The organism is Fibrobacter sp. UBA2449 (assembly GCF_002342555.1).
In the GTDB taxonomy this organism is placed as follows: domain Bacteria; phylum Fibrobacterota; class Fibrobacteria; order Fibrobacterales; family Fibrobacteraceae; genus Fibrobacter.
In genome coordinates, this window is sequence record NZ_DDQF01000006.1 from 146,343 (window position 1) to 167,658 (window position 21,316).

At 54.1% G+C, this 21,316-nt stretch carries 18 protein-coding genes; 4 read left to right on the forward strand and 14 right to left on the reverse strand.

Annotated features, from left to right (window positions below; translation table 11 throughout):
- Positions 1–788, reverse strand: a 788-nt coding sequence (locus tag B4B27_RS03995; protein WP_290723903.1) for an amino acid ABC transporter substrate-binding protein, incomplete at its 3' end; no start/stop codon positions are given.
- A 191-nt stretch (positions 789–979) separates the two neighbouring features.
- On the opposite strand from B4B27_RS03995, the gene B4B27_RS04000 reads away from it, so the two are divergent.
- The gene (locus tag B4B27_RS04000) at positions 980–1,198 is read left to right on the forward strand and encodes a hypothetical protein (RefSeq protein ID WP_072811069.1); all 219 of its coding nucleotides are present in this window, start codon (positions 980–982) and stop codon (positions 1,196–1,198) included.
- Positions 1,195–1,599, forward strand: a complete 405-nt coding sequence (locus tag B4B27_RS04005) for a putative toxin-antitoxin system toxin component, PIN family (protein ID WP_290723907.1) — start codon at positions 1,195–1,197, stop codon at positions 1,597–1,599. Before B4B27_RS04000 ends, B4B27_RS04005 begins: the two co-directional genes overlap by 4 nt.
- Positions 1,600–1,772: 173 nt before the next feature.
- On the opposite strand, the gene B4B27_RS04010 is transcribed toward B4B27_RS04005, so the two are convergent.
- From B4B27_RS04010 to B4B27_RS04030, 5 genes are read right to left on the reverse strand one after another with little or no spacing between them, the layout of a single operon-like run.
- Complete coding sequence (locus B4B27_RS04010; RefSeq protein WP_073054923.1) at positions 1,773–2,549, reverse strand: succinate dehydrogenase/fumarate reductase iron-sulfur subunit; 777 nt, start codon at positions 2,547–2,549, stop codon at positions 1,773–1,775.
- On the reverse strand, positions 2,549–4,462 hold the full coding sequence (locus B4B27_RS04015) for a fumarate reductase/succinate dehydrogenase flavoprotein subunit (protein ID WP_073114345.1): 1,914 nt from the start codon (positions 4,460–4,462) through the stop codon (positions 2,549–2,551). The genes B4B27_RS04010 and B4B27_RS04015 overlap by 1 nt, the downstream gene beginning before the upstream one ends.
- Before the next feature lie 17 nt (positions 4,463–4,479).
- Positions 4,480–5,322 (reverse strand): succinate dehydrogenase cytochrome b subunit, encoded by an 843-nt coding sequence (locus B4B27_RS04020; RefSeq protein WP_290723916.1) that lies wholly within the window; start codon positions 5,320–5,322, stop codon positions 4,480–4,482.
- A 36-nt stretch (positions 5,323–5,358) separates the two neighbouring features.
- Complete coding sequence (ndk, locus tag B4B27_RS04025) at positions 5,359–5,811, reverse strand: nucleoside-diphosphate kinase (protein WP_072797367.1); 453 nt, start codon at positions 5,809–5,811, stop codon at positions 5,359–5,361.
- 40 nt (positions 5,812–5,851) lie between these two features.
- A complete protein-coding gene (locus B4B27_RS04030) occupies positions 5,852–7,882 on the reverse strand; it encodes a peptidyl-prolyl cis-trans isomerase (protein ID WP_290723919.1) in 2,031 nt (676 codons plus the stop codon).
- A gap of 192 nt (positions 7,883–8,074) precedes the next feature.
- On the opposite strand from B4B27_RS04030, the gene B4B27_RS04035 reads away from it, so the two are divergent.
- Together B4B27_RS04035 and B4B27_RS04040 are read left to right on the forward strand one after the other, a co-directional pair.
- On the forward strand, positions 8,075–11,983 hold the full coding sequence (locus B4B27_RS04035; protein ID WP_290723921.1) for a hypothetical protein: 3,909 nt from the start codon (positions 8,075–8,077) through the stop codon (positions 11,981–11,983).
- A complete protein-coding gene (locus B4B27_RS04040) occupies positions 11,980–13,857 on the forward strand; it encodes a BamA/TamA family outer membrane protein (protein ID WP_290723923.1) in 1,878 nt (625 codons plus the stop codon). The genes B4B27_RS04035 and B4B27_RS04040 overlap by 4 nt, the downstream gene beginning before the upstream one ends.
- 12 nt (positions 13,858–13,869) lie before the next feature.
- Here B4B27_RS04040 and B4B27_RS04045 read toward each other — a convergent pair whose 3' ends face one another.
- The 8 genes from B4B27_RS04045 to glyA all read right to left on the reverse strand — a co-directional run bounded on the left by B4B27_RS04045 (position 13,870) and on the right by glyA (position 21,271).
- The gene (locus tag B4B27_RS04045) at positions 13,870–14,754 is read right to left on the reverse strand and encodes an ABC transporter ATP-binding protein (RefSeq protein ID WP_290723925.1); all 885 of its coding nucleotides are present in this window, start codon (positions 14,752–14,754) and stop codon (positions 13,870–13,872) included.
- Positions 14,755–14,770: 16 nt separating this feature from the next.
- On the reverse strand, positions 14,771–15,469 hold the full coding sequence (locus B4B27_RS04050) for a hypothetical protein (protein ID WP_290723927.1): 699 nt from the start codon (positions 15,467–15,469) through the stop codon (positions 14,771–14,773).
- A gap of 119 nt (positions 15,470–15,588) precedes the next feature.
- Positions 15,589–16,296, reverse strand: a complete 708-nt coding sequence (locus B4B27_RS04055; protein WP_290723929.1) for a fibrobacter succinogenes major paralogous domain-containing protein — start codon at positions 16,294–16,296, stop codon at positions 15,589–15,591.
- Between the two features lie 145 nt (positions 16,297–16,441).
- Positions 16,442–17,080 (reverse strand): fibrobacter succinogenes major paralogous domain-containing protein, encoded by a 639-nt coding sequence (locus B4B27_RS04060; protein WP_290723931.1) that lies wholly within the window; start codon positions 17,078–17,080, stop codon positions 16,442–16,444.
- A 90-nt stretch (positions 17,081–17,170) separates the two neighbouring features.
- Positions 17,171–17,935, reverse strand: a complete 765-nt coding sequence (locus B4B27_RS04065) for a fibrobacter succinogenes major paralogous domain-containing protein (RefSeq protein WP_290723933.1) — start codon at positions 17,933–17,935, stop codon at positions 17,171–17,173.
- A 79-nt stretch (positions 17,936–18,014) separates the two neighbouring features.
- Positions 18,015–18,932 (reverse strand): fibrobacter succinogenes major paralogous domain-containing protein, encoded by a 918-nt coding sequence (locus B4B27_RS04070; RefSeq protein WP_290723935.1) that lies wholly within the window; start codon positions 18,930–18,932, stop codon positions 18,015–18,017.
- Between the two features lie 14 nt (positions 18,933–18,946).
- Complete coding sequence (locus tag B4B27_RS04075) at positions 18,947–19,870, reverse strand: fibrobacter succinogenes major paralogous domain-containing protein (protein WP_290723937.1); 924 nt, start codon at positions 19,868–19,870, stop codon at positions 18,947–18,949.
- Positions 19,871–19,987: 117 nt separating this feature from the next.
- A complete protein-coding gene (glyA, locus tag B4B27_RS04080) occupies positions 19,988–21,271 on the reverse strand; it encodes a serine hydroxymethyltransferase (RefSeq protein WP_173384296.1) in 1,284 nt (427 codons plus the stop codon).
- Positions 21,272–21,316 lie beyond the last annotated feature (45 nt).

Here is a 21,316-nt window from a genome sequence, read left to right on the forward strand (position 1 = left end):
TTGCCGAACCACTTGGCAGAGATTTCGTCGAACTTGCCGTCGGCCTTCATGGCAGCCAGGGTGGAATTCACGGCATCACGCAGGGCCTGGTCCTTCTTGCGGAAACCCACGGCATAGACTTCGTCGGAGAGGCCTTCCTCGAGTACCGTGTAGTCCTTCCCATTCGTCACAATCCAGTACTTGGCCACGATTTCGTCCAGGAACACGGCGTCGACACCGCCCTTGTCCAAATCCATGAGCGCCGTCTGGTTGTCGTCAAACGGGACGATTTCCTTGGCGGCCTTGCCCGCTTCGGAAGCATCCAAAAGCTTCTGGGCGGTAGAGCCGTTCTGCACGGCAATCTTCTTGCCGGCAAGGGCCGCGAGATTTGCAAGAGCCTTGTCCTTCACCGTGAAAATCATGCGGTTCTTGAGGTACGGGTCGCTCAGGTTCATGGCCTTTGCGCGGGCGCTGTCCACGCTCATGCCGTTCCAGATGCAGTCAATCTTGCCGGTGTTCAGTTCCTGTTCCTTCGCATCCCACGAAATCGGCTGCGTCTTGAGCTTCACGCCCAGGCGCGCGCAGACTTCGGTAGCGAGGTCGATATCGAAACCCACGATGTTGTTATCCTTGTCGCGGAAACCCATCGGCGGGAAGGAATCGTCGAGACCGAGCACAAACTCGCCCGCCGCCTTCACCTTGTTCAGGGATTCATCGGCCTGAGTCTTGGATTCCGCCTTCTGGTCGTTGCAGGCAGAAAGAACCGCGGCACATGCAAACGCCGCAAACATCGCTAAAAGCTTTTTCATCTTGAAGTCCTCTTTTTTGATTTACAAGAGAAATATAGAAAAAGGGCCGCATTCTAGTGAATACGGATAATCAAGCAGCCCTTTTATTTAACGCCTGAATGATTCGCTTTTTATTCACCAAAACAGGAGTTTCAAGGCGAATTGGGTTGGCATATCAATTTTGAATAATGTATATTATGGGGGAGGTTTATATGGAAGTTCTGAACCCGACACAGCTACATCTTCTAAAGATGTTCTCTTTCGCCAAGGATTCTGAGTCTTTGGAAGAAATTCGTGTTGCCCTGATGGATGTCTTTGCCAAGAGGGTTGAAAAAGACATGGACGATCTTTGGGATTCCGGCAAATGGGACAATAAAAAGAACGAAGCTGTCTTATGCGAACACTTGCGAACTCCCTATAAAGCAGTATGAGAATTGTTCTCGACACCAATTGCCTTCTAGCCTCTCTTTCCAAAAGAGGGGCTTACTATAATGTTTGGAAAGGTTTGCTAGAAGGAAAATACACTCTTTGCGTATCCAACGAAATTCTTGAAGAATACGAAGAGATTATCGCACAAAAAACCACACCCGTCATTGCACTAAATGTCGTTCAAGCCCTTTTAAATGCACCTTCCGTTGAATTAATCGACGCTTTTTTCAGATTTGAGTTGATTCAAAAAGACCCTGATGATAACAAGTTCGTTGATTGCGCCATCGCAGGAAACGCTACATACGTCGTTTCGAATGACGCTCATTTCGACATCCTTAAAGAAATTGACTTTCCGAAATTAATCTTGAAAAATCTGCAAGAATTTTCTGCAATGCTACAATAAGCAGAATCGTTATACTACGCAAAAAGGGCCGCATCGCTGCGGTCCTTTTTATAATGTTGGTCTGGATCCTTCGACTCCGAGGCTACGCCTCTTCGCTCAGGATGACTTGCTCAAAGGCCTGAAGCCCCACACCTCAAAGGGAGCGAAGCGACCGACCTCATACCTCACACCTCTTAGTCCTTCCCGTACACCTTTTCAGCGTAGGTCACGGTAGCGCCGAGGTATTCGCGGTTCATCTTGGCGATGTAATCCACGGTGATACCCTTCGGGCATGCGGCCTGGCATTCGTAAAGGTTCGTGCAGTTGCCGAAGCCTTCCTTGTCCATCTGGGCGACCATGGCCAAGACGCGCTTCTTCGCCTCGACCTTGCCCTGCGGCAAGAAGCTGAGGTGAGAAACCTTGGCAGATACGAACAACATAGCGGATGCGTTCTTACAGGCGGCCACGCAGGCACCACAACCGATACAGGCGGCAGCGTCGAAGGCGCGGTCGGCATCGGCCTTGGGAACCGGAATCGTGGAAGCTTCAGGAGCGGCACCGGTGTTCACAGAAATGAAACCGCCAGCCTGGATGATGCGGTCGAATGCAGTACGGTCCACGGCGCAGTCACGGATAACCGGGAATGCGGCGGCGCGCCACGGTTCGATCACGATGGTGTCGCCATCCTTGAACTTGCGCATGTGAAGCTGGCAGGTAGTCGTTGCATGGTCAGGACCGTGCGGCATACCGTTGATGACGAGAGAGCACATGCCACAGATACCTTCGCGGCAGTCGTGGTCGAAAGCGAAGCCTTCCTTGCCCTGCTTCATCTGTTCTTCGTTCACAATGTCGAGCATTTCCAAGAAGGACATGTCCGGAGAAACATCGTTGATCTTGACAGTTTCGAACTGTCCCTTGGTCTTGGCATCCTTCTGACGCCAAATCTTCAAAGTCAAATTCAGTCCGCTCATTATTTGTAGCTCCTAGTAGCAAGGTGGACGTTATCAAAGGTAAGAGGTTCCTTGGAGAGTTCCGGTGCGACACCGTCGCCCTTGTACTCCCAGGCACCCACGTAGCAGAAGTTTTCGTCATCGCGCTTTGCTTCGCCTTCCGGAGTCTGGCTTTCTTCACGGAAGTGGCCACCGCAAGATTCTTTACGATGGAGAGCGTCGAGAGTGAGGACTTCGGCGAATTCGAGGAAGTCAGCAACGCGGCCAGCACGTTCGAGGTTCTGGTTGAAGGAACCTTCGGAGCCGAGCACGTTGACGTTTTCCCAGAATTCGGCACGAAGGGCCGGAATCTTCTCGAGGGCGGTCTTGAGGCCGGCCTCGTTACGGGCCATGCCCACGTATTCCCACATGATGTTACCGAGTTCACGATGGATATCGTTGACCGTGCGGTGACCCTTGATGGAGAGGAGCTTGTGGATGCGTTCTTCGGTCTGCTTCTTGCAGTCTTCGAACGCGGCATCGGATTCGGAAACCTTCTCGAGCTTGGTGCCCGCGAAGTAGCCGCCGATGGTGAACGGAATGACGAAGTAACCGTCGGAGAGGCCCTGCATAAGAGCAGAAGCGCCGAGGCGGTTTGCACCGTGGTCGGAGAAGTTGGCTTCACCGAGAACGAAGCAGCCCGGAATCGTGGACATCAGATCGTAGTCCACCCAGAGGCCGCCCATGGTGTAGTGGATGGCCGGGAAGATGCGCATCGGGACCTTGTACGGGTCTTCGTCGGTGATCTTCTCGTACATCTGGAAGAGGTTGCCGTACTTGGCAGACACGCCGGCAACGCCCATACGCTGGATAGCGTCGGCGAAGTCGAGGTAAACGGCCTGCTTGGTGGAACCCACGCCGAGGCCAGCATCGCAGACCTGCTTGGCGTTACGGGAAGCCACGTCACGCGGAACGAGGTTACCGAAGCTCGGGTACTTCTCTTCGAGGTAGTAGTAACGATCTTCTTCCGGAATCTGGTCCGGGCTGCGAGTGTCGCCCGCCTTGCGCGGAACCCAGATACGGCCGTCGTTACGGAGAGATTCACTCATCAAGGTGAGCTTCGACTGCAGGTCGCCGTGGCGAGGAATGCAAGTCGGGTGAATCTGCGTGTAGCAGGGGTTAGCGAACAGGGCGCCGCGCTTGTAGGCACGGAAAGCAGCCGTCACGTTGGAACCCTGGGCGTTGGTAGAAAGGTAATAGACGTTACCGTAACCGCCGGTGCAAAGGCAGACAGCGTCACCCACGTGGCTTTCGAGTTCGCCAGTGATGAGGTTACGGACGATGATACCGCGAGCCTTGCCGTCGATCACGACGAGGTCCATCATTTCGCGGCGGGGGAACATCTTCACCTTACCGGCGGCAACCTGGCGCATGAGGGCCTGGTAGGCACCGAGCAAGAGCTGCTGACCCGTCTGACCACGGGCGTAGAACGTACGGGAAACCTGCGTACCACCGAAGGAGCGGTTGTCGAGGAGGCCACCGTATTCACGACCGAACGGAACACCCTGGGCCACGCACTGGTCGATGATGAGGTTAGAGTTTTCGGCCAAGCGGTGCACGTTGGCTTCGCGAGCGCGGAAGTCACCGCCCTTCACGGTATCGTAGAACAGACGGTAAACGGAGTCGCCGTCGTTCTTGTAGTTCTTGGCAGCGTTGATACCACCCTGGGCGGCAATGGAGTGTGCGCGACGGGGGCTATCCTGGATGCAGAAAGACTTTACGTTGTAACCAAGTTCGGCAAGGGATGCAGCGGCAGAAGCACCGGCAAGGCCAGTACCAACCACGATCACGGTGAACTTACGCTTGTTGGCGGGGTTCACGAGCTTGAGTTCGAACTTGTGCTTGGTCCACTTTTCTTCGATGGAACCACCGGGGATTTTAGAATCAAGAATCATTAGTGGGCTCCTTAAAATTATGCGTTAAAAGAAACTTCGACGGTGCCGACAGAAGGAATCACGAAAGAAGTCTTGGCGGCTTCCTTGGCCTTCTGCTGTTCATACTGCTGCTGGAGTTCATGAGACTTGGTGCGCAGGGCTTCCGTTTCGGGCTGGTTAGCGAGGTAGAAGGCGGCGATAGCGGTGATACCGAAACCGGCAGCAACGACAACACTGTAGATGATGCCGCAGACATCGATAATCGGGGTCCACTTCTGGTGAGCAATGCCCATGGTCTGGAAAGCAGAAGAAATGGCGTGGAACAGGTGCATGCCGATAACGAACATGCTGATCACGTAGAACACAGCCCAGAAGGGGTTGGCGAACATGTCGATAGTGGTGAGCCACATGTCGCGGACGATTTCGCCCTTGTCGTTCAGGTACAGGTAGTGTTCGCCGAACTTGAGCATCATGAGGTGCTGGATGAGGAAGCCGAGGATGAAGAGGCCGGACCAGATCATGGTGAAGGTCGCGAAAGTCTTCTTGCCCTTACGAGCGTTGACTTCGTAGTCGATTCCACCACGGGCCTTCTTGTTCTCGATCTTCAGCGTAACCGCGAGGAAGATATGGAGAGCGAAGCAAGCCACCAGGCCGAGTTCGACGAGATAGATCAGCTTAATCGGGAAGTGGAGCGGATTGAACCCGGTCAGGAACTCGGTGTAGGCGTTGTAGGACGCCTGGGCCGAAGCCTGATCGAAATTCAGAAGCTGGAAGTTACCACACATGTGGCCGAAGATGAACAGGGCGAGTGCCGCACCGGTGCATCCCATGATCTGCTTCTTACCGATGGAGGAGGTAAGATACTTGATGATCCATTGCATTGAGTTGTGTCTCCTTGAGGGGTTTTTGTTTTAAACTTAGAGGACGCAGCAAGCCTTGAGGCTCGGCATTTCGTAAGCGTAGCGTTCGTCTTCCTTGAACCAGAAGTCCAGTTCGCGCTTGGCGGATTCAGGACTGTCGGAGCTGTGCACGACGTTTTCGGTCATGGAAGGGGCAAAATCGTAGCGGAGGGTACCGGGTTCCGCCTTGGCCGGATTGGTTGCACCGTTGATAGCGCGAACCTTGGCAATGGCATTTTCGCCGCCGAGGGCGAGCATCACGGACGGGCCCTTGGTCATGTAGGCTTCGAGTTCCGGGAAGAACGGCTTTTCCACGTGTTCGGCGTAGAAACCGCGAGCATCGGCAGAGGTCATCTGGTGCATCTTCACGGCGCAGACGGAGAGGCCTGCAGCGATGTAACGGTCGATAATGCGCCCAATGAGGCCGGACTTGACGGCATTGGGCTTGATCATTGCAAATGTCATTTCCATAGTAGGTACCCTTTTTTGAAAGTATGAGAAATATAGATAATTATGGTTCTGCCTCGATCTTTTTCATCAGGTCTTCGGCGAGTTTTCCGCCCGACTTGATGTTGTCGACGAGCCAATCGACGGATTCCTTCAGTTCGCTGTTGGGGAAACGCTTCTGGAAATCTTCCAGAACCTCGAGCGCAAGCGTGTCCCTATGCAGGTTTTCGTTCAAAATGAACCCGCGGCTGAAAAGCGCCTTCTCGACATCGGGACTTTCGGGCCACATGTGCAAGAACACTTTGTATTCCATCTCGGCCTGGGCAAACTGCTCGGCTTCGGCCGCCAACTGCGCAATCTGGAAAGTCGCCTTCGCGAACAGGCTATCGTTATTCGGATTGTAATCGCGCACCTTCTTCCACATAGCGATGGCTGCGGAATAATTGTGGGCATTGGAGAGCGAATCCGCATCCTGTTCCATTTTCGCGACATCGGTCGTCGGGGACTTGATGTTGAGAGTCTTTCTCATGACGGTGACCTTCGCGGAATTCCACGATTCCGCGCGCATGCGTTCGATCTTGTCCTTACGGATCCGACGGATATTGTTGCTGAACGCCTGCTTACGCAAGTCGTCCCACGAGCGGTTCTTGTTGGCTTCGTAATTAGAGAAATACTCGTACTTCACGACATTCTGCGGGAACTGCAGGTAATCGCTGATGTCCTGTTTGGACTTCTCGAAGCTCGCCTGGGGATGAATAGGATTGCCGTTCTTTTCAAAGTAGGCCTTGAGCGAATCTTCCGGAAGGATAGACTCATGTTCAAGCATTTCGGAATAATGGGCCGTAATGTAGTTCACGCGCGTCTGATGGACAAACGCCCTGTATTCCCAGGACTGGTCGAGCTTAAGGGCGCGAGCCTCTTCCGCAAAGGAGAAACATTCGGCCAAGCTAGAAACGAGGCGGCTTCTCGTACGGTTAACCTTGGGAATCCCGGGTTCCTCGTCTAGAATCTGGAGGATATCCCTTTCCTTCACCACCGGAGCCCCGTTCCTGGAAACAAGCACGTAATCAGAATCCAAATCCAGATAGCCGAACGACTTCATCTGGTTGATCACCTCGCCCTTCACACGGTCGAACGGCTTGACTTCGGGAGGAATTTCACGAACAAGGTAAAAGACATGTCGACCAGGAGTCCTTGTCGTCGCAAGTACCGGAGAAATCGAGCCTTCGGGCTTTCCCGCGAACGCTGCGGCAAGACCATTTACCATGCCTATCCCATACGGGAACGAGAAGCCATCCTTCACGACTCCCACATAGCCACCGTTCGCGGCAGTCTCCTTGTTCTCGCTATGCTTTGTCGCGATTTCCTTGAACTTTTCCAGACTGGTTACGGGCTTTTTGAACAACTTAGCAAGAGCGGCGGAATCTTCCATCTGCACGTGATAGACTTCGAACGCATGCGCCGTCTTGAATTCTTCCTTATGGGCTTCATAATAACCTTCCGGATTGGGAGGGACAATCTTTTCGACGGTCACCGGAAACTTTTCCCTGATAGCCTGGGATGTCGAATCTATCATGCGGCGTTTGAATTCGCCAAGGAAGAGGAGTGTGTCGTTGTTGGCCGCAGCAAGAGCCTCGGCGGAACGGGAAAGCAGCAAGGCCTCGGCCACCTTCCCACGGACATCCAGGAACTCGACACTGCCCGTAGAATCCGCAAAATCGGCCTTGTGCAGTTCGAAATAGGAACGGAGTTCGGATTCGGGGAACAGTAGACATTCAGTCGCAAAGAAACGCTGGTAGACGACCGTAAGTAGACGTGTTTCTAGGCTCTTCGAATACGCCTTCCACTGCGATTCAAGTTCAGGATGCTCGGCGACCGCCTTGGAGACAAAAGCGGACTTCGCAAAAAGTTCGGATGCGATCCGGTCTACCTGCGGACGCCCCTCTGGGTCAAGCTTCACAGCAAGGTCCAGATCTTCGGCATAAACAGTCTCGTCACCGATCCGTGCAATGACCTCCTCGCTTCCGCCAACATTGTTGCATCCCGCGAGAGCCAGTCCCAAAAGAGCGCTTAAGAAAAGAGCTTTCCTGTTCATTAAATCCTCATAGATTTGCTTGTTTTCGACAAAATATAGTCAAAAACACCCATTGCTAAGGCCAGGCGCCACACGAGAAAAAAACAACAAAAAAGCAGATTTTGCGTAATTCGTTGACAATCAACGACTTAGAGGCGTTCAATCGAAAACTTTCATCAAGGAAATCTCCCTTATTTTCTATAATTATGCGCGTTGAAGAAACCGACTTCGACATTTCCGATAACCGCCGCAATAGTGACGGTGGTTGTAGGCGTTCTTGCCCTGAGCGCCTGGTTTGCGCGTATTGCGCTCATAACCTTCCTATCGAGCCCGCACACCTTCGGCGATGTAGAAATCACCCCCCACGGCTACAAGCTGGGCGGCCTCCTCACCCATTCCTGGGATTCCATCTCCGTCAAGACCGGCGGGAACACCTTCTCCGTCAGCAATCTCGACCTTGACATTACCGTATTCGGCGATTCCAGCAAGGTAAAGCTGAACCTCGGAAGCTTCAAGGCGGATATCCACAGCGGCACCCCCGAAAAAGCGGAAAAATCGGAACCTCCCGAACTATCGTTCCCCGAAAAGGCAAAATTCTACCTTCCCACCGAAATGTCCGTCGGCGAAATCGACATCGACATTGACAAGGGCGAAAAAACGGCCAAGCACTGGCAAGCAAAAGACCTGAGCGTCCGGAGCACAGGAACGCAGGCCGTAAAGGTCAAACTCGACGGCATCCAGGGGGACTTCGTGCAGGGGACCGGAAGCTTGGACGTCGCGGCGGACTTTTCGTCCGAAAACGTAAAGCTGAAAGGCAAGGTCAAGGTCGGAAAGGACGAAGTCAAGCTCGACGCGAGCACCCCGAAAACGAACATGGCAGCCGTAAAAACATCCGTGGAACTTGACGTCGCTGACCCGACCCAATGGATTCCCGTCAAACTTCCGCCCGCAGTCCCTGACATCGGAGCGGCCCATGTGAAGGCAACGGCAAGCCTCGACCCCAAAACGGGAAAACCCCGTTACGACGCCACCGTCCGAACGAGAGTCGGGGCATTCTGGCCGCTCATGGCCTGCAACGTCACGGCACGCATCAAGGGCGACGACCGGGACTACCACGTGGAGGCAGACCTCAACAACGACGAAGGCGGCCACATCAAGCTCGAAGGCGACTTCGACAACAACCTCAACGGAGAACTCCAGGGCCGCGTCGAATACATGAGTTCCGTCTTCGGGCCACAGATGATGCCGCTAGACATGGTCATCCATTCGCTCCACAAGCAGGGCGATATCGTGGACGCGGTCATCGAGACAAGGCAGGGTTCGGCCATCGAGGCGACGATTGACCTAAGCGGCCCCCCGAGCATCAGCTTCACCGGAGACATGTCCCCCTACGAACCGTGGGCGCTGGACTGGAACTTCGGGAACCTCACCCTCAAGAACCGGTTCAACCTCGTGGGGTCATTCAACGGCAGCAAGCTACACGTGAAAGCAAAGATTCCAAATGTCGCCTACGCCTACCACATGAAAGCCGATTCGCTCGAAGTGGAACTCGACCTCGACAAGAACGGCATCGAGTTCACTAACGGCATCATCTACACGGAAAAAGAGACATTCGACTTCTTCGGCGACGTGATGTGGACGCACGAAGAACCGCACACGTCGTGGGACGTCACGCAGCGCCACGGAGGACACGCTTTCGCCTACATCACATGGACCGATTCCATCACCATCCAGGCAAATGCGGACTCCGTCGATATCACGACCATTCCCTTCGCCGATTTCTCCATCAACGGAGACATCTACGGCGAAGTTTCCGGACGCTGGCACCACAACCTGACGGACAATGTCGGATTTCTGGACGTATTCGCCGAAGGCCGTTACGAACCGTTTGACCTGCAAGGGCGAATCCAGGCGCGACAGAACGGCGACACCATCTTCATCGACAACTTCCACGCCATCCAGGACAAGAACATGGTGGAAGCCGAAGCGACATTCGTCCTTCCGAACGATTCGAACCCGGACTTCAAGCCTACCGGCTATCTGCCAGTGCAGGTGCAGCACGCATGGGCGGCGGCAAAGAACTTCAGCATTCCCATCCTGCTCGAAGCAATGAACGACTCCACACTCTCCAGCGGCATGATCACCGGCGACATCGCATACGAAGACAGCCACGGCATGCTCGGGAACATCGACATCACGAACATCGAACTGCGCAAGATATCGAAGGACCTGATCGACATCAACAAGTTGAACATATTCGCCGAAGGCGACAAGGTCGAAGTCAATTCCTACGTAAACATCGGCAAGGGCGGATGGGCTGGCAAATCGCAGATTATCATCAACAACATTTTCCAGGACAAACGCCACGTGACCGTAGACTACAGCACAGACACCGGCGGCGACCTGAACGTCGAAGGCGACATCGACTCCGCCTTCGTATTCACGGGAAAGGCGGCCGTCGCAGGTTCCTGGTTCATTCCCGGCACCACAAGCGAAATCAAGAAGACAGACCTGCAGGCTGACATCACGGCAAACATCAAGGAAGGGCTAAAGGGAATCTCGGCAAAAATCTACAGCGACTCGACATTCTTCCAGCCTCCCAAGATGACAAGGCTCGTCCCCATCAAGTTGCGGGGCTCGCTCGAGAACGGGCTTGTCGAGATAAGCGAACTTTCGACGCACAACCACGAACAGGAAACCATCAACGTTTCCGCAGCCTACAACCTCGACAGCATGACCATCGAGCGGTTCAACATATCGTCCGAACAGTTCAGCCTGAGATCCGGCCCTCATTCCATCATCGTGAGGGACGTGTCCGGAACCGTCGACGACTTCGATAACGAGATGACCATCTCCGTGAACCTTCCCTACATCCAGTACAACTTCTACGACGAGACGTTCGGCGATGGCGAAATCCAAGCTCAGAGCAACCTCGACTTCATCATGCCCCACTCCAAGGGAGACAGGCTGCAGAACAACACCATCGCAGGCAAGCTCGTCGTTGACAAGATGGTCTACCACAAGGCGCTCGAATTCCAGATTACGCCGGCTTCGCTCGACCGCATTCTCAACATGTTCAACAACTTCATCGCCAAGTTGCGTAAATCGGAAATCCAGGAAACAAAGCTTTCGACGGCAAGTCCCATCAACCTCATGATTCACGTGAACGACTCCCAGAGGGACTCCGTCGAAATCGTGACCCCGTTCGCGACCTTCCCCTTCACCTTCGACATCTGGGTGCTCGGCAACACGAACCGTCCGCTATTGCGCGGCGATGTCATCAACGCGAACACCGGATTCATCGGCGTCCAGGAACTCTACGAGTTCGAACTCAACGCCTTCAGAATTTCATGGATGGACGTCCCGTGGCAACATGGCGAAGTCGACGTATCGAGTGCGCAGAACCTCCCCTACTGCGACGACACCGGCAACCGCGAAGGAGAGACGTGCCCCATCAATTTCGACATTACGGGAACCATTACCAACCCGCAGCCGACCCCCAGTTCCAACTGCGGAACCGAGGCTAGTGCGGCGGCCACCTACTACAACATCATTCTCGGATGCATCGCCGACAACAACGACGAATCGACCGACTGGAACAAGATTGCAGGCAAGGCCATCGGCAAGGTGCTGTCTTCGACGGCGAACAAGACCCTCGGCGGCGAATACATCGGCGACATCGACATGAAGGTGATGCTGTTCAACAACAACACCACAAGCGACAAGGACTCGAGCTACTTCAAGTTGCCCATCTCGCTCGACCGCTGGGTCAAGGACCTGAGCCTCATCTTCGGCTACACGCAGGACCAGAGCGAGAACCCGACCTACGACCAGGCGCTCCAATTCGGCGTGAGCTACAAGCTGCCCGTATTCAAGGATTCTACCTACTCGCACAAGAACCATATCGCACCTTCGCTCAACCTGAACGGCCAGCTCATCTCGAAGCAATACCTTACCAATACAGGTACGGGCGGAAACGAAAACCGGCTTGAGAAGAACATCGGTCTCAACTACGGCTACAAGTTCTGGAACCCGTGCCTCCTCGGCATCGGCCATTGCGAGACGGTATCGCCGGGCGAACGCAACAAGCCGCTCGAGAGCAAGCAGGAGGACAAGAAATGAGATTCTTTCTAGGCATCCTTTTGCTATGTGCTACATTCCTTTTCGCCGAAGAAGGCGACAAGCATCCCTGGTACGTGACCCTCGACGGCAACTCGACCTTCTCGAATTTCCAGTTGCAGGAGCAGCTCGAAATTCCCGAAGAATTCGGACAGCTCGACACCATCAAGCAAGACTTCATGATGGGACTTGCGATAGAGAACATCAAGGCCCTCTACTATTCACGCGGGTTCTTCAGCCTCGACCTCAAACTCGAAATCCAGCGCGAATTCATCCGCCCTGACAGCGTGCAGCGCGGCTACATCATTTCGTTGCGCGAAGGCGAACGCTACCATTTCGGCGGGACAACCATCCTTGTCCCGGACAGTTCAAAAATCGAAATCGACAAGAGCGCCCTGCGGACCAACAACAAGGAACGACTTTTCAACCACGACGACATCGCCGAAGACATCCAGCTTATCCAGCAGACCTACCGCAAAGCGGGCTACCTGCACACCTACGTGAGCCCGGCCGAACTCATCGACACCGTCAGGAAGTGCATCATCGTCGAAGTGAGCGTAAACCCTGGAGCGAAGGTCATCATGGGCAACATGATCAGTACGACCCAGAAGGTCACCGACAAGACGAACCGCAGCAAGGAAGCCGGACTTTCCGACACGGCGTGGCTATCGTCCTTGTGGAAAACGCCACAGGGAGAAATCATCGATGGTAACAAGTTCAACTCGTTCAAGAGCAAGTTGCTTTCGACACAGCTATTCACGCAAATCAAGCTGAACGACTCCCTGAGAGCCGACGGACTTTCGGATGTGCACCTCGACGTGACCGAGCGCATTCCCGGAGAAGCGAGATACGGAGTATTCTTCGAAGAAATGTACGGGTTCGGCGCCATCGCGTATGCAAAGCACAAGAACTTCTTCGGAACGTTCAACGAATTCTCGACCTCCTTCCAGATAGCGCAGAACAAGCAGGAAATTTCTCTCGGCTACGCGAACCCGCTCTTGTTCGGGACATCGTTCACGTTCATCCCGACAGCTATCCGACTGGAAGACCGTTTGAGCTTCAACCACGAAAAGATTGCCCCCCCCGCCTACCCCGACAGCATTGAAGAACGTTACGAAATCATCAACCGCGGAGACTTGACCTTCGGCATTACCGACCACATCCGTTTCCGTGGCACCATCGATACCCGATTCGTGAGCAAGAATGGCGAGGACATGTACAAGGTGAAGGGAGAAATCGCACTCACCTTCGACTACACCGATGACTATTTCAACCCCACGAAGGGCATACGTATCGCGCCCACAGTCGGTGCAGGCACCAACCTGAACGCCAACCTGGAAAAGCTGACTGTGATAGGGAACCCCTACACCTATGGCGAAGCGACTGTCAACCTCTACCGTCCGCTGTTCTGGACATTCTACGGAGCATTGAGCGGAAGCGCGGGCAAGTTCTTCGAAACAGCGCTCGAAGACGATGCGCGCGTATTTTACCAGGGTGGCAGCCGTTCGGTGCGTGGTTACCGCTTCCGCAGCATCTATACCAGCTACACTAGCACCGATGACGAAGGGAACGAAATCATCAACACGGGACTTACGCCGATGTATCTTCGAATAAACGAAGAAATCCGCTGGTCGTTCCCGTGGAAAAGCTGGAGCCACTGGCAAATCGTACAGTTCTACGACTGGACGCGCATCATGGACCAGGACAGCGAACAGTTCCCATCCAAGACAAGCGAATCGCTCGGACTCGGGCTCCGTTATCGCTGGCAGTTCCTCACGTTCCGCCTGGATTACGCATTCAAGAAGAACCTGGACAACTGGAACATGGAAAACTTCGCCTGGGGCAGGTTCGCGTTCGACCTATCGCAGACGTTCTAGAATTTTTTGCAATCAGACGGTCTCGCGGTAGAGGCGAGAGAGGCTCGCCTGCGCGGGAGCAACGTCGGCTTCGATTCCGGCGGCTGCAAGAATGTCGCGAATTTTTTCAGGTGTCAGAGTATTGCCGCGGACTTCCACCCGGAACGTCGCGGTTTCGCTCGCGATGTCGGCGACCCGCCCGCTCTTCAAGACGTGCCCGCGGTCGATAATCGCGAAGTCGGTCGCCTCCTCTTCCATCTCGGCGAGGATATGCGAGCACACGATGGCCGTACCGCCTTCCTGCCTGCGCCAGTCCGCAATGAGTTTCCACACCGTCTCGCGCGACATCGGGTCGAGATTCGCCACCGGCTCGTCCAGAATCAAAAGACGCGGCGCAGGAGCCATCGCGCGAAGCAACTGCACCTTCTGGCGGTTCCCGAGCGAAAGCTTGCCCATGCGGGTATCGAGCGGCGGGAGTTCCAGGCTCTTCGCAATGCGGGCAATGCGTTCGCGGGCCGCCTGCTCATTCCACCCGGGAATGCGGGCCGCATAGAACCCCACGAAATAGTCCACGTACTCGTTTATCGAAAGTTTCGGATATACGCCCGGATTCTCGAGCAGTATACCGCAGGCGAGCGGGTCGAGGAACGAACCTCGCGAACCCGAACCTGCAACCCCCTTCGCGCCAGAATGCGTATTAGACCCGCGCACGTCGCCAGCAAGTTCAATCGTGCCCGAGAATTTCGCGAAACGCCCGCACAGCAGGCGGAGTAATGTAGTCTTCCCCGCCCCATTCGGGCCCAGCAGCGCAAAGAAACTCCCCCGCGGGATTTCGAGCGACACGCCCGAAAGCGCGTCCACGCCCGATTTCGGGTAACGGAACGAGACATTCTCGACTTTTACCAGCGGGTTTTCCATCGCGCGCCCCGCAAAACTACTTGCAGAATTCCTTGACCGCCTCGGCCGGGTTCTTGATGAGCGAGAAAGCGTCCTTCGTCTGGCGCACCGCCTCCATCTGCACCTTCTCGGATGCACGCTGCAGGTACTGGATGCAACGCCAGTCCGTACGCACGGCGGCAAGCTGCACCGGCTCTGTACGGTCCTTGATGCTCACGAACTCAAAAGCATGGTAGTCCTGCTTCACCGCGGCAATCACGATGGCTGCCGACGGGCGCACGATATCTTGCAGGGCATGCCAGTCGCGTTCCACGAGCGCCGCCTGGATCTTTTCGCCCATGAAGGGCACAGCCTTTACGGCTTCGGCACTCGCGCGCACCGCCTCGGCCCACAGGTCCTCGCCCGCGTTGTCAATCTTCTTCACGATTTTCCAGTCGCTGCGCACCGCGGCCTTGAGAAGTTCCGGGTTCGTCACGAACTTGAGGATATTCGGGTCGCCGTTCACCGCGGCAAGGAGCGCGGGCTCGTCAAGCGCGTTGAGCGCCACCTTCAAATCTTCGCAAAGGCCGTTCTTGATGTAGAGAATCGCCTGCACGTTCTGTGCAAACGCAGCCTTCTGCGCGGCAACAGTCGGGTTCTCGATAAGACTGATTGCATACCAGTTGAGGCCAATCGCCTCGAACTGCTGTTCTTCGGTCGGGTTCTCGATCTTCTTGATTTCAGTCCAGGACTGCATAAAACCTCTTGTTTATGCGGTAAAGATAGTAAACTAGTCCTGGCGCTACTACGTAGCGCAGACACTGCGCCTCGGAAATGGTCGCTCAAGTAAACTTGGCGACCGCTTCACTCGGCTTGTTAGTCTTTAAGACAGCGGACCGAGAACCCGTAGTTATTGTAATCGTCACTGGACATGCCCGCAGCATAGTCGGCGTTGAAGTCCAAGAACGCACTATACGGACCGTTATTGATTTCAGTAGAACTCACAGTAGAACTCCGGAAGAACGTGTGGGCGCCCGCGTAGAGATATCCCCCACCCTTAACCCTGTAGCCAGCAGGGAGCGCCGAGAACCCGAATGCATCCGAGCCTTTGCCACCGGATGTGGACTTGAGCATTTTGCCTGCGGTCGCTTGTCCACCAACAGCAGTGATCAACGTTTCCCATTCGGCCTTGCTAGGCAAATGCCAGCCGTCGGGGCAAACATCAACCACAGCATCCCAAGTGTATAGTCGGCCATACTTTTCGCAAAACTCGACAGAATCCTTGTAGCAGAAGCTAGAGTCCGTTTCATAGTTGAGGTTCTGCGCCATCCACCACTGGCCGCCGATTTTAACGGTCTTGTAAGTCTGGCCGTCGCGGTCATCCGCCAACTCGCTGTATTCACAATTGTCTTCCTTTTCGGTCTTACAACCGACGACAGAATCCGAAGACTTCGCAGAACTGCTGGATTTGGCACGGGAAGAAGACGAGCCGTCCGAAGGACGGGTCGAGAAATCGCTATCATCGTCACCGCAAGCGACAAGCATCGCCGCACAAGCAAGAATTCCAAGCCAAAGGGAACGCATATTTTCTCCTATTGTTTACTTGAAATATAAGAAAAGGCCCCCCGGCTTTGAACCGAGGGCCAATTTACTTTAGCCTATTTGGTCAAAAAAGGTATTTTAGACACCACATTATACATTGACAGAATGATAAAAAGCCCCGGCGGAATTAGTCTCTAACGCAACGGACAGACAACCCGAATTCCTTGAAGGTTCCGTTCAGGACCGCAGTCTTAGTGGGGCTGACCAAGAGCAATTTGTACGCTTCAGCGTTATTGGCGAACTCGCTATTGACCTCAGTAGAGCTCCAGAACTCCGCATAGAAGCCTTCGTAGTTGTAATACACTTCCTTGATGCCCGCAGGCAACGCAGTAAAGGAATAATCATCCGTTCCGTTGCTGCTTATACTCAAGTCACTCAAGTTTTTCAATCCATCTTTGGACTTGATGTGTGCAGGCATCGCTAAGGCCAAGCCAAAGGCCAAGCCTTTCGCACTGCTTTTCCATCCGCTAGTGGACTTGAGCTTGGTGCCTGCTCCCATCCATTTTTTTTCATTTTCCTTATCCTGTGTTCCGCCCACGGCCCTAAACAGGGTCTCGAACTCAGCCTTGCTGGGAAGGTGCCAATCGGTGGGGCATGCACTTCTTGCCGCATTCCACGAATAAAGCCTTCCGTATTTCTGGCAGTTTGACTCTTCGTCTTTAAAGCACCAACTGCTATCCGTTTTGAAATAGAGGTTCTCCGCCATCCAAACCTGTTCACCAATTTTCACGGTTCTGTAGGTTTGACCATCGCGGGAATCAGTCATCGTTCCTACCTCAGAATTGGAGTCACAAGCGTTTATCGCAAACGACAACGCAAGCAAAGCAAAAATAGCAAAAGAACGCTTCATAGAAACTTAATCCTTGACGCAACGAACAGAAAATCCGTAGTCCTTGTTGTCGTCGTACAGGTACGCACCGTCGTAGTTGCAGACCAAGTACATGCGGTACGCGCTGTAGCTACCGTTCTCAGTAGAACTCCAGAACCTCGCGTAGTAGCCCTCGTAGTCGTAATCCCCATCGTAGTTCCTGAGGCCAGCAGGCAACGCGGAAAAGCCGAAAGCATCGGTGCCGTTGCCACCATTGGTCCAGCCGCTAGTGGACCTGAGCATCTTGCCCGCTGTTGATTGACCACCAACTGCGGTGAACAAAGTCTCAAACTCGGCTCTTGTTGGCAGGTGCCAACCCTCGGGGCATACGCCTCGCACTGGATAGGTCGGCAAGCACGTCTCGCCAAAGCCACAGCCCTTGCCGTTTGTGGTCCATGTTCCAACGCTGTCCATGGCTGCACTCCACAGATACAGACGACCATATTTGGTGCAATACTCCGAAGAATCGTTGTAGCAGAAGCTGCTAGAATCCAATGTTTTCGTCGGCTGCAAATAGGCGAAATTCAAATTTTCCGCCATCCAGGTCTGCGTACCGATTTTTACAGTCTTGTAAGTCTGTCCATCACGGGAGTCGGTCATGGTTCCAGTGGACACGCTTGTCGTGCTAGAGCTCGACGTGACGCTGGACGAAGACTCCTTCCCGTCCGGGCGCGAGATAAAATCGCTGTCGTCGTCACCGCAGGCAGCAAGCATCATCGTGCTAACAAGAATTCCAAGCCAAAAGTATCGCATATCTCCTCCAGAATACAATCTAATAATAGCTTATTTTTCAAAAAAAAAGTTATCAAAAGCATGCAATAAAATGGCGAGATTAGTCCTGGAGGCAACGAACTGAATACCCGTTGTCCTTGTAGATGTTGAGCAGGCCCGCATAGTCGTAGTTGTTGTGCAAGTACATGTAGTACGCGCTGCTACCGTACTCAGTAGAACTCCAGAACTTCGCGTTGTAGCCCTCGTAGTCGTAATCCCCACCGTAGTTCCTGAGGCCAGCAGGCAACGCCGAGAAGGAATAGGAATCCGTACCGTTGCCGCTACTGTTCCAGCCGCTTGTGGACTTGAGCATTTTACCCGCCATACTGGAACCACCGACTGCAGTGAACAGTGTTTCGAACTCGGCTTTTGTCGGCAGGTGCCAGCCCTCAGGGCATACCCCACGTACCGGATAGGTCGGTGAGCACTTCTTGCTATCGCCACAGCCCTTGCCGTTTGTAGACCATGTTCCCGCGCTGTCCATGACTGCACTCCACAGATACAGACGACCATATTTATTGCAATACTCCGACGAATCGTTGTAGCAGAAGCTGCTAGAATCCAATGCTTTCGTCGGCAGCAAATAGGCGTAATTCAAATTTTCCGCCATCCAGGTCTGCGTGCCGATGGTGACCGTCTTGTAGGTTTGACCGTCGCGGTCGTCCACCAACTCTCCGTATTCGCAGTTGTCTTCCGTTTCGGTTTTGCATGGAATCGCCAAAGTCACAGAACTAGAAGAAGACTTCGCCGAACTGCTACTGGACTTAGTACTGCTACTAGACACACTTGTCTCGCTACTGCTGGACTTTTTATCTGTGCTGGAACTAGACGATGGACTGGATCCTTCGCTACTGCTCAGGATGACGTCAGAAGACGAAGATTCCTTCCCGTCTGGGCGCGAGATAAAATCGCTGTCGTCGTCACCGCAGGCGACAAGCATCGCCGCACAAGCAAGGATTCCAAGCCAAAGGGAGCGCATATTTCCTCCTAAAGTTAGTCCTTGACGCAACGGACGGAGAAAGCGTAGTTCTTGAAGTCATTGTCAATGCGCGCACAGTCGTTGCTATAGATCAAGAACGTGTTGCACGCACGGCCGCTACCGCGCTCTGAAGAACTCCAGAAGAGCGCGTAGTTGTCTTCGCCGTAGTAATTGCCATTGTAGTCCCTGCCGCCGGCGGGCAACGCGGAAAAACCGAAAGCGTCAGTGCCGTTGCCGCTACTATCCCAGCCGCTAGTAGACTTGAGTACCTCGCCCGCTGTACTGGAAACGCCTACCGCCGTAAATAACGTATTCCATTCCGTGTAAGTCGGCAGGTGCCAACCCTCGGGACAAACACCACGTACCGGATATGTCGGCGAGCACATCTTGTTATAGCCGCAATCCTTGCCGTTTGTGCTCCACATACCAACACTATCCATGGCAGCAGCCCAGGTGTAAAGGCGACCATACTTGGCACAGTTGGCAGGGTCGTTGCCGTAGCACCAGCTAGTGGAATCGGAGAAATTGCCGCTAAAGTTATAAGGAACGCCATTATATGTGTAGTTCAAATTCTCTGCCATCCAAGTCTGCGTACCGATTTTTACAGTCTTGTACGTTTGACCGTCACGGGAGTCAGTCAGAGTCCCTCCAGCGGGCTCAGGGACCTTGCTAGATGAAGATTCTACTTTCTCTGAACTACCGGATTTAGAGTCACTGGATCCTTCGCTATTGCTCAGGATGACGTCCTTCGTAGAACTGCTGGACGCAGCGGAACTACTCGATTTTACACTGCTGCTAGTCCATTCGGCAGGCTCAGGGACCTTGCTTGAGGAAGATTCCTTCCCATCCGAAGGCCGGGTCGCGAAATCGCTATCATCGTCACCGCAGGCGACAAACATCGCCGCACACGCAAGAATTCCAAGCCAAAGGGAACGCATATTTTCTCCTGTTATTTACTTGAAATATAAGAAAAAGCCCCCGGCTTTGAACCGAGGGCGGTTGCGAGAGCGAGTGAGAAACCGGAGGTTTCAATGCCCTATATGACGAACGAGCGGTTACTTATAAAGCGGATGCTTCTTGCAGAGAGCCACGATTTCTTCGCGGATCTTGGCGAGAGCGGCATCGTCGTCCTTAGCCTGGATGGCGCGGTCGATAATGCGAGCCACTTCGCGGGTGTCTTCTTCGTCGAAGCCACGAGTCGTGATAGCGGCAGTACCGAGACGCACACCGGACGGATCCATCGGCTTGCGCGGATCGAACGGGATGGTGGAACGGCTGCAGGAGATGCCGACCTTTTCCATGGCCACTTCGGCTTCCTTACCGGAAACGCCCTTGGAGGTCATGTCCACCACGATGAGGTGGTTGTCGGTGCCATCGCTGATGACCTTGTAGCCGAGCTTCTGCATTTCGGCGCACATAGCCTGAGCGTTCTTGATAACGTTCTTTGCATAGACCTGGAATTCCGGCTGGAGAGCTTCGAGGAATGCAACAGCCTTACCGGCGTTGATGTGGTCATGCGGACCACCCTGCATGCCCGGGAACACGCCCTTGTCGATTTCCTTGGCCAAAGAAACTTCCTTGAGTTCACCCTTTACCATCTTCTGGATGGTGCGGTCCTTGCACATGATGATAGCGGAACGCGGGCCACGGAGAGTCTTGTGGGTCGTGGTGGTCACGATGTCGAAGTACGGCACCGGAGAATCGATTGCCTTACCGGCGATGAGGCCAGCGACGTGAGAAATGTCGGCCATGGTGAGGGCGCCGACTTCGTCGGCGATTTCCTTGAAGCGCTTCCAGTCGAGGTTACGGCTGTAGGCAGAGAAACCGGCGAGGATCATCTTCGGCTTTTCGCGGAGGGCGATTTCACGGACCTTGTCCATGTCGATGCGGCCCGTTTCCTTGTCGACTTCGTACTGCACGAAGTTGTAGAGCATGCCGGAGAAGTTCACCGGATGGCCGTGAGAAAGGTGTCCACCGTGGTCGAGCTTGAGGCCGAGGACCTTGTCGCCCGGTTTGAGGACGGCGAAGTACACGGCGGCGTTGGCCGGAGAACCGGACAGCGGCTGGATGTTCACGTGGTCGCAACCAAAGAGTTTCTTGCAACGTTCGATGGCGAGCGCTTCCATCTTGTCGATCACTTCGTTACCACCGTAGTAGCGCTTGCCCACGTAGCCTTCGCTGTACTTGTTGGTCAGCACGGAGCCCATGGCTTCCATGACGGCCTTGGAGGTGTAGTTTTCGGAAGCGATGAGTTCGATGCCGTATTCCTGGCGTTCGGCTTCTTCCTGGATGATGTTGTAGATTTCCGGATCGGTCTGTTGCAGTGTAGATTTGAGCATTTCGCTACTCCTTGAATTGTACGGCGCAAATATAGAAAAAGACGG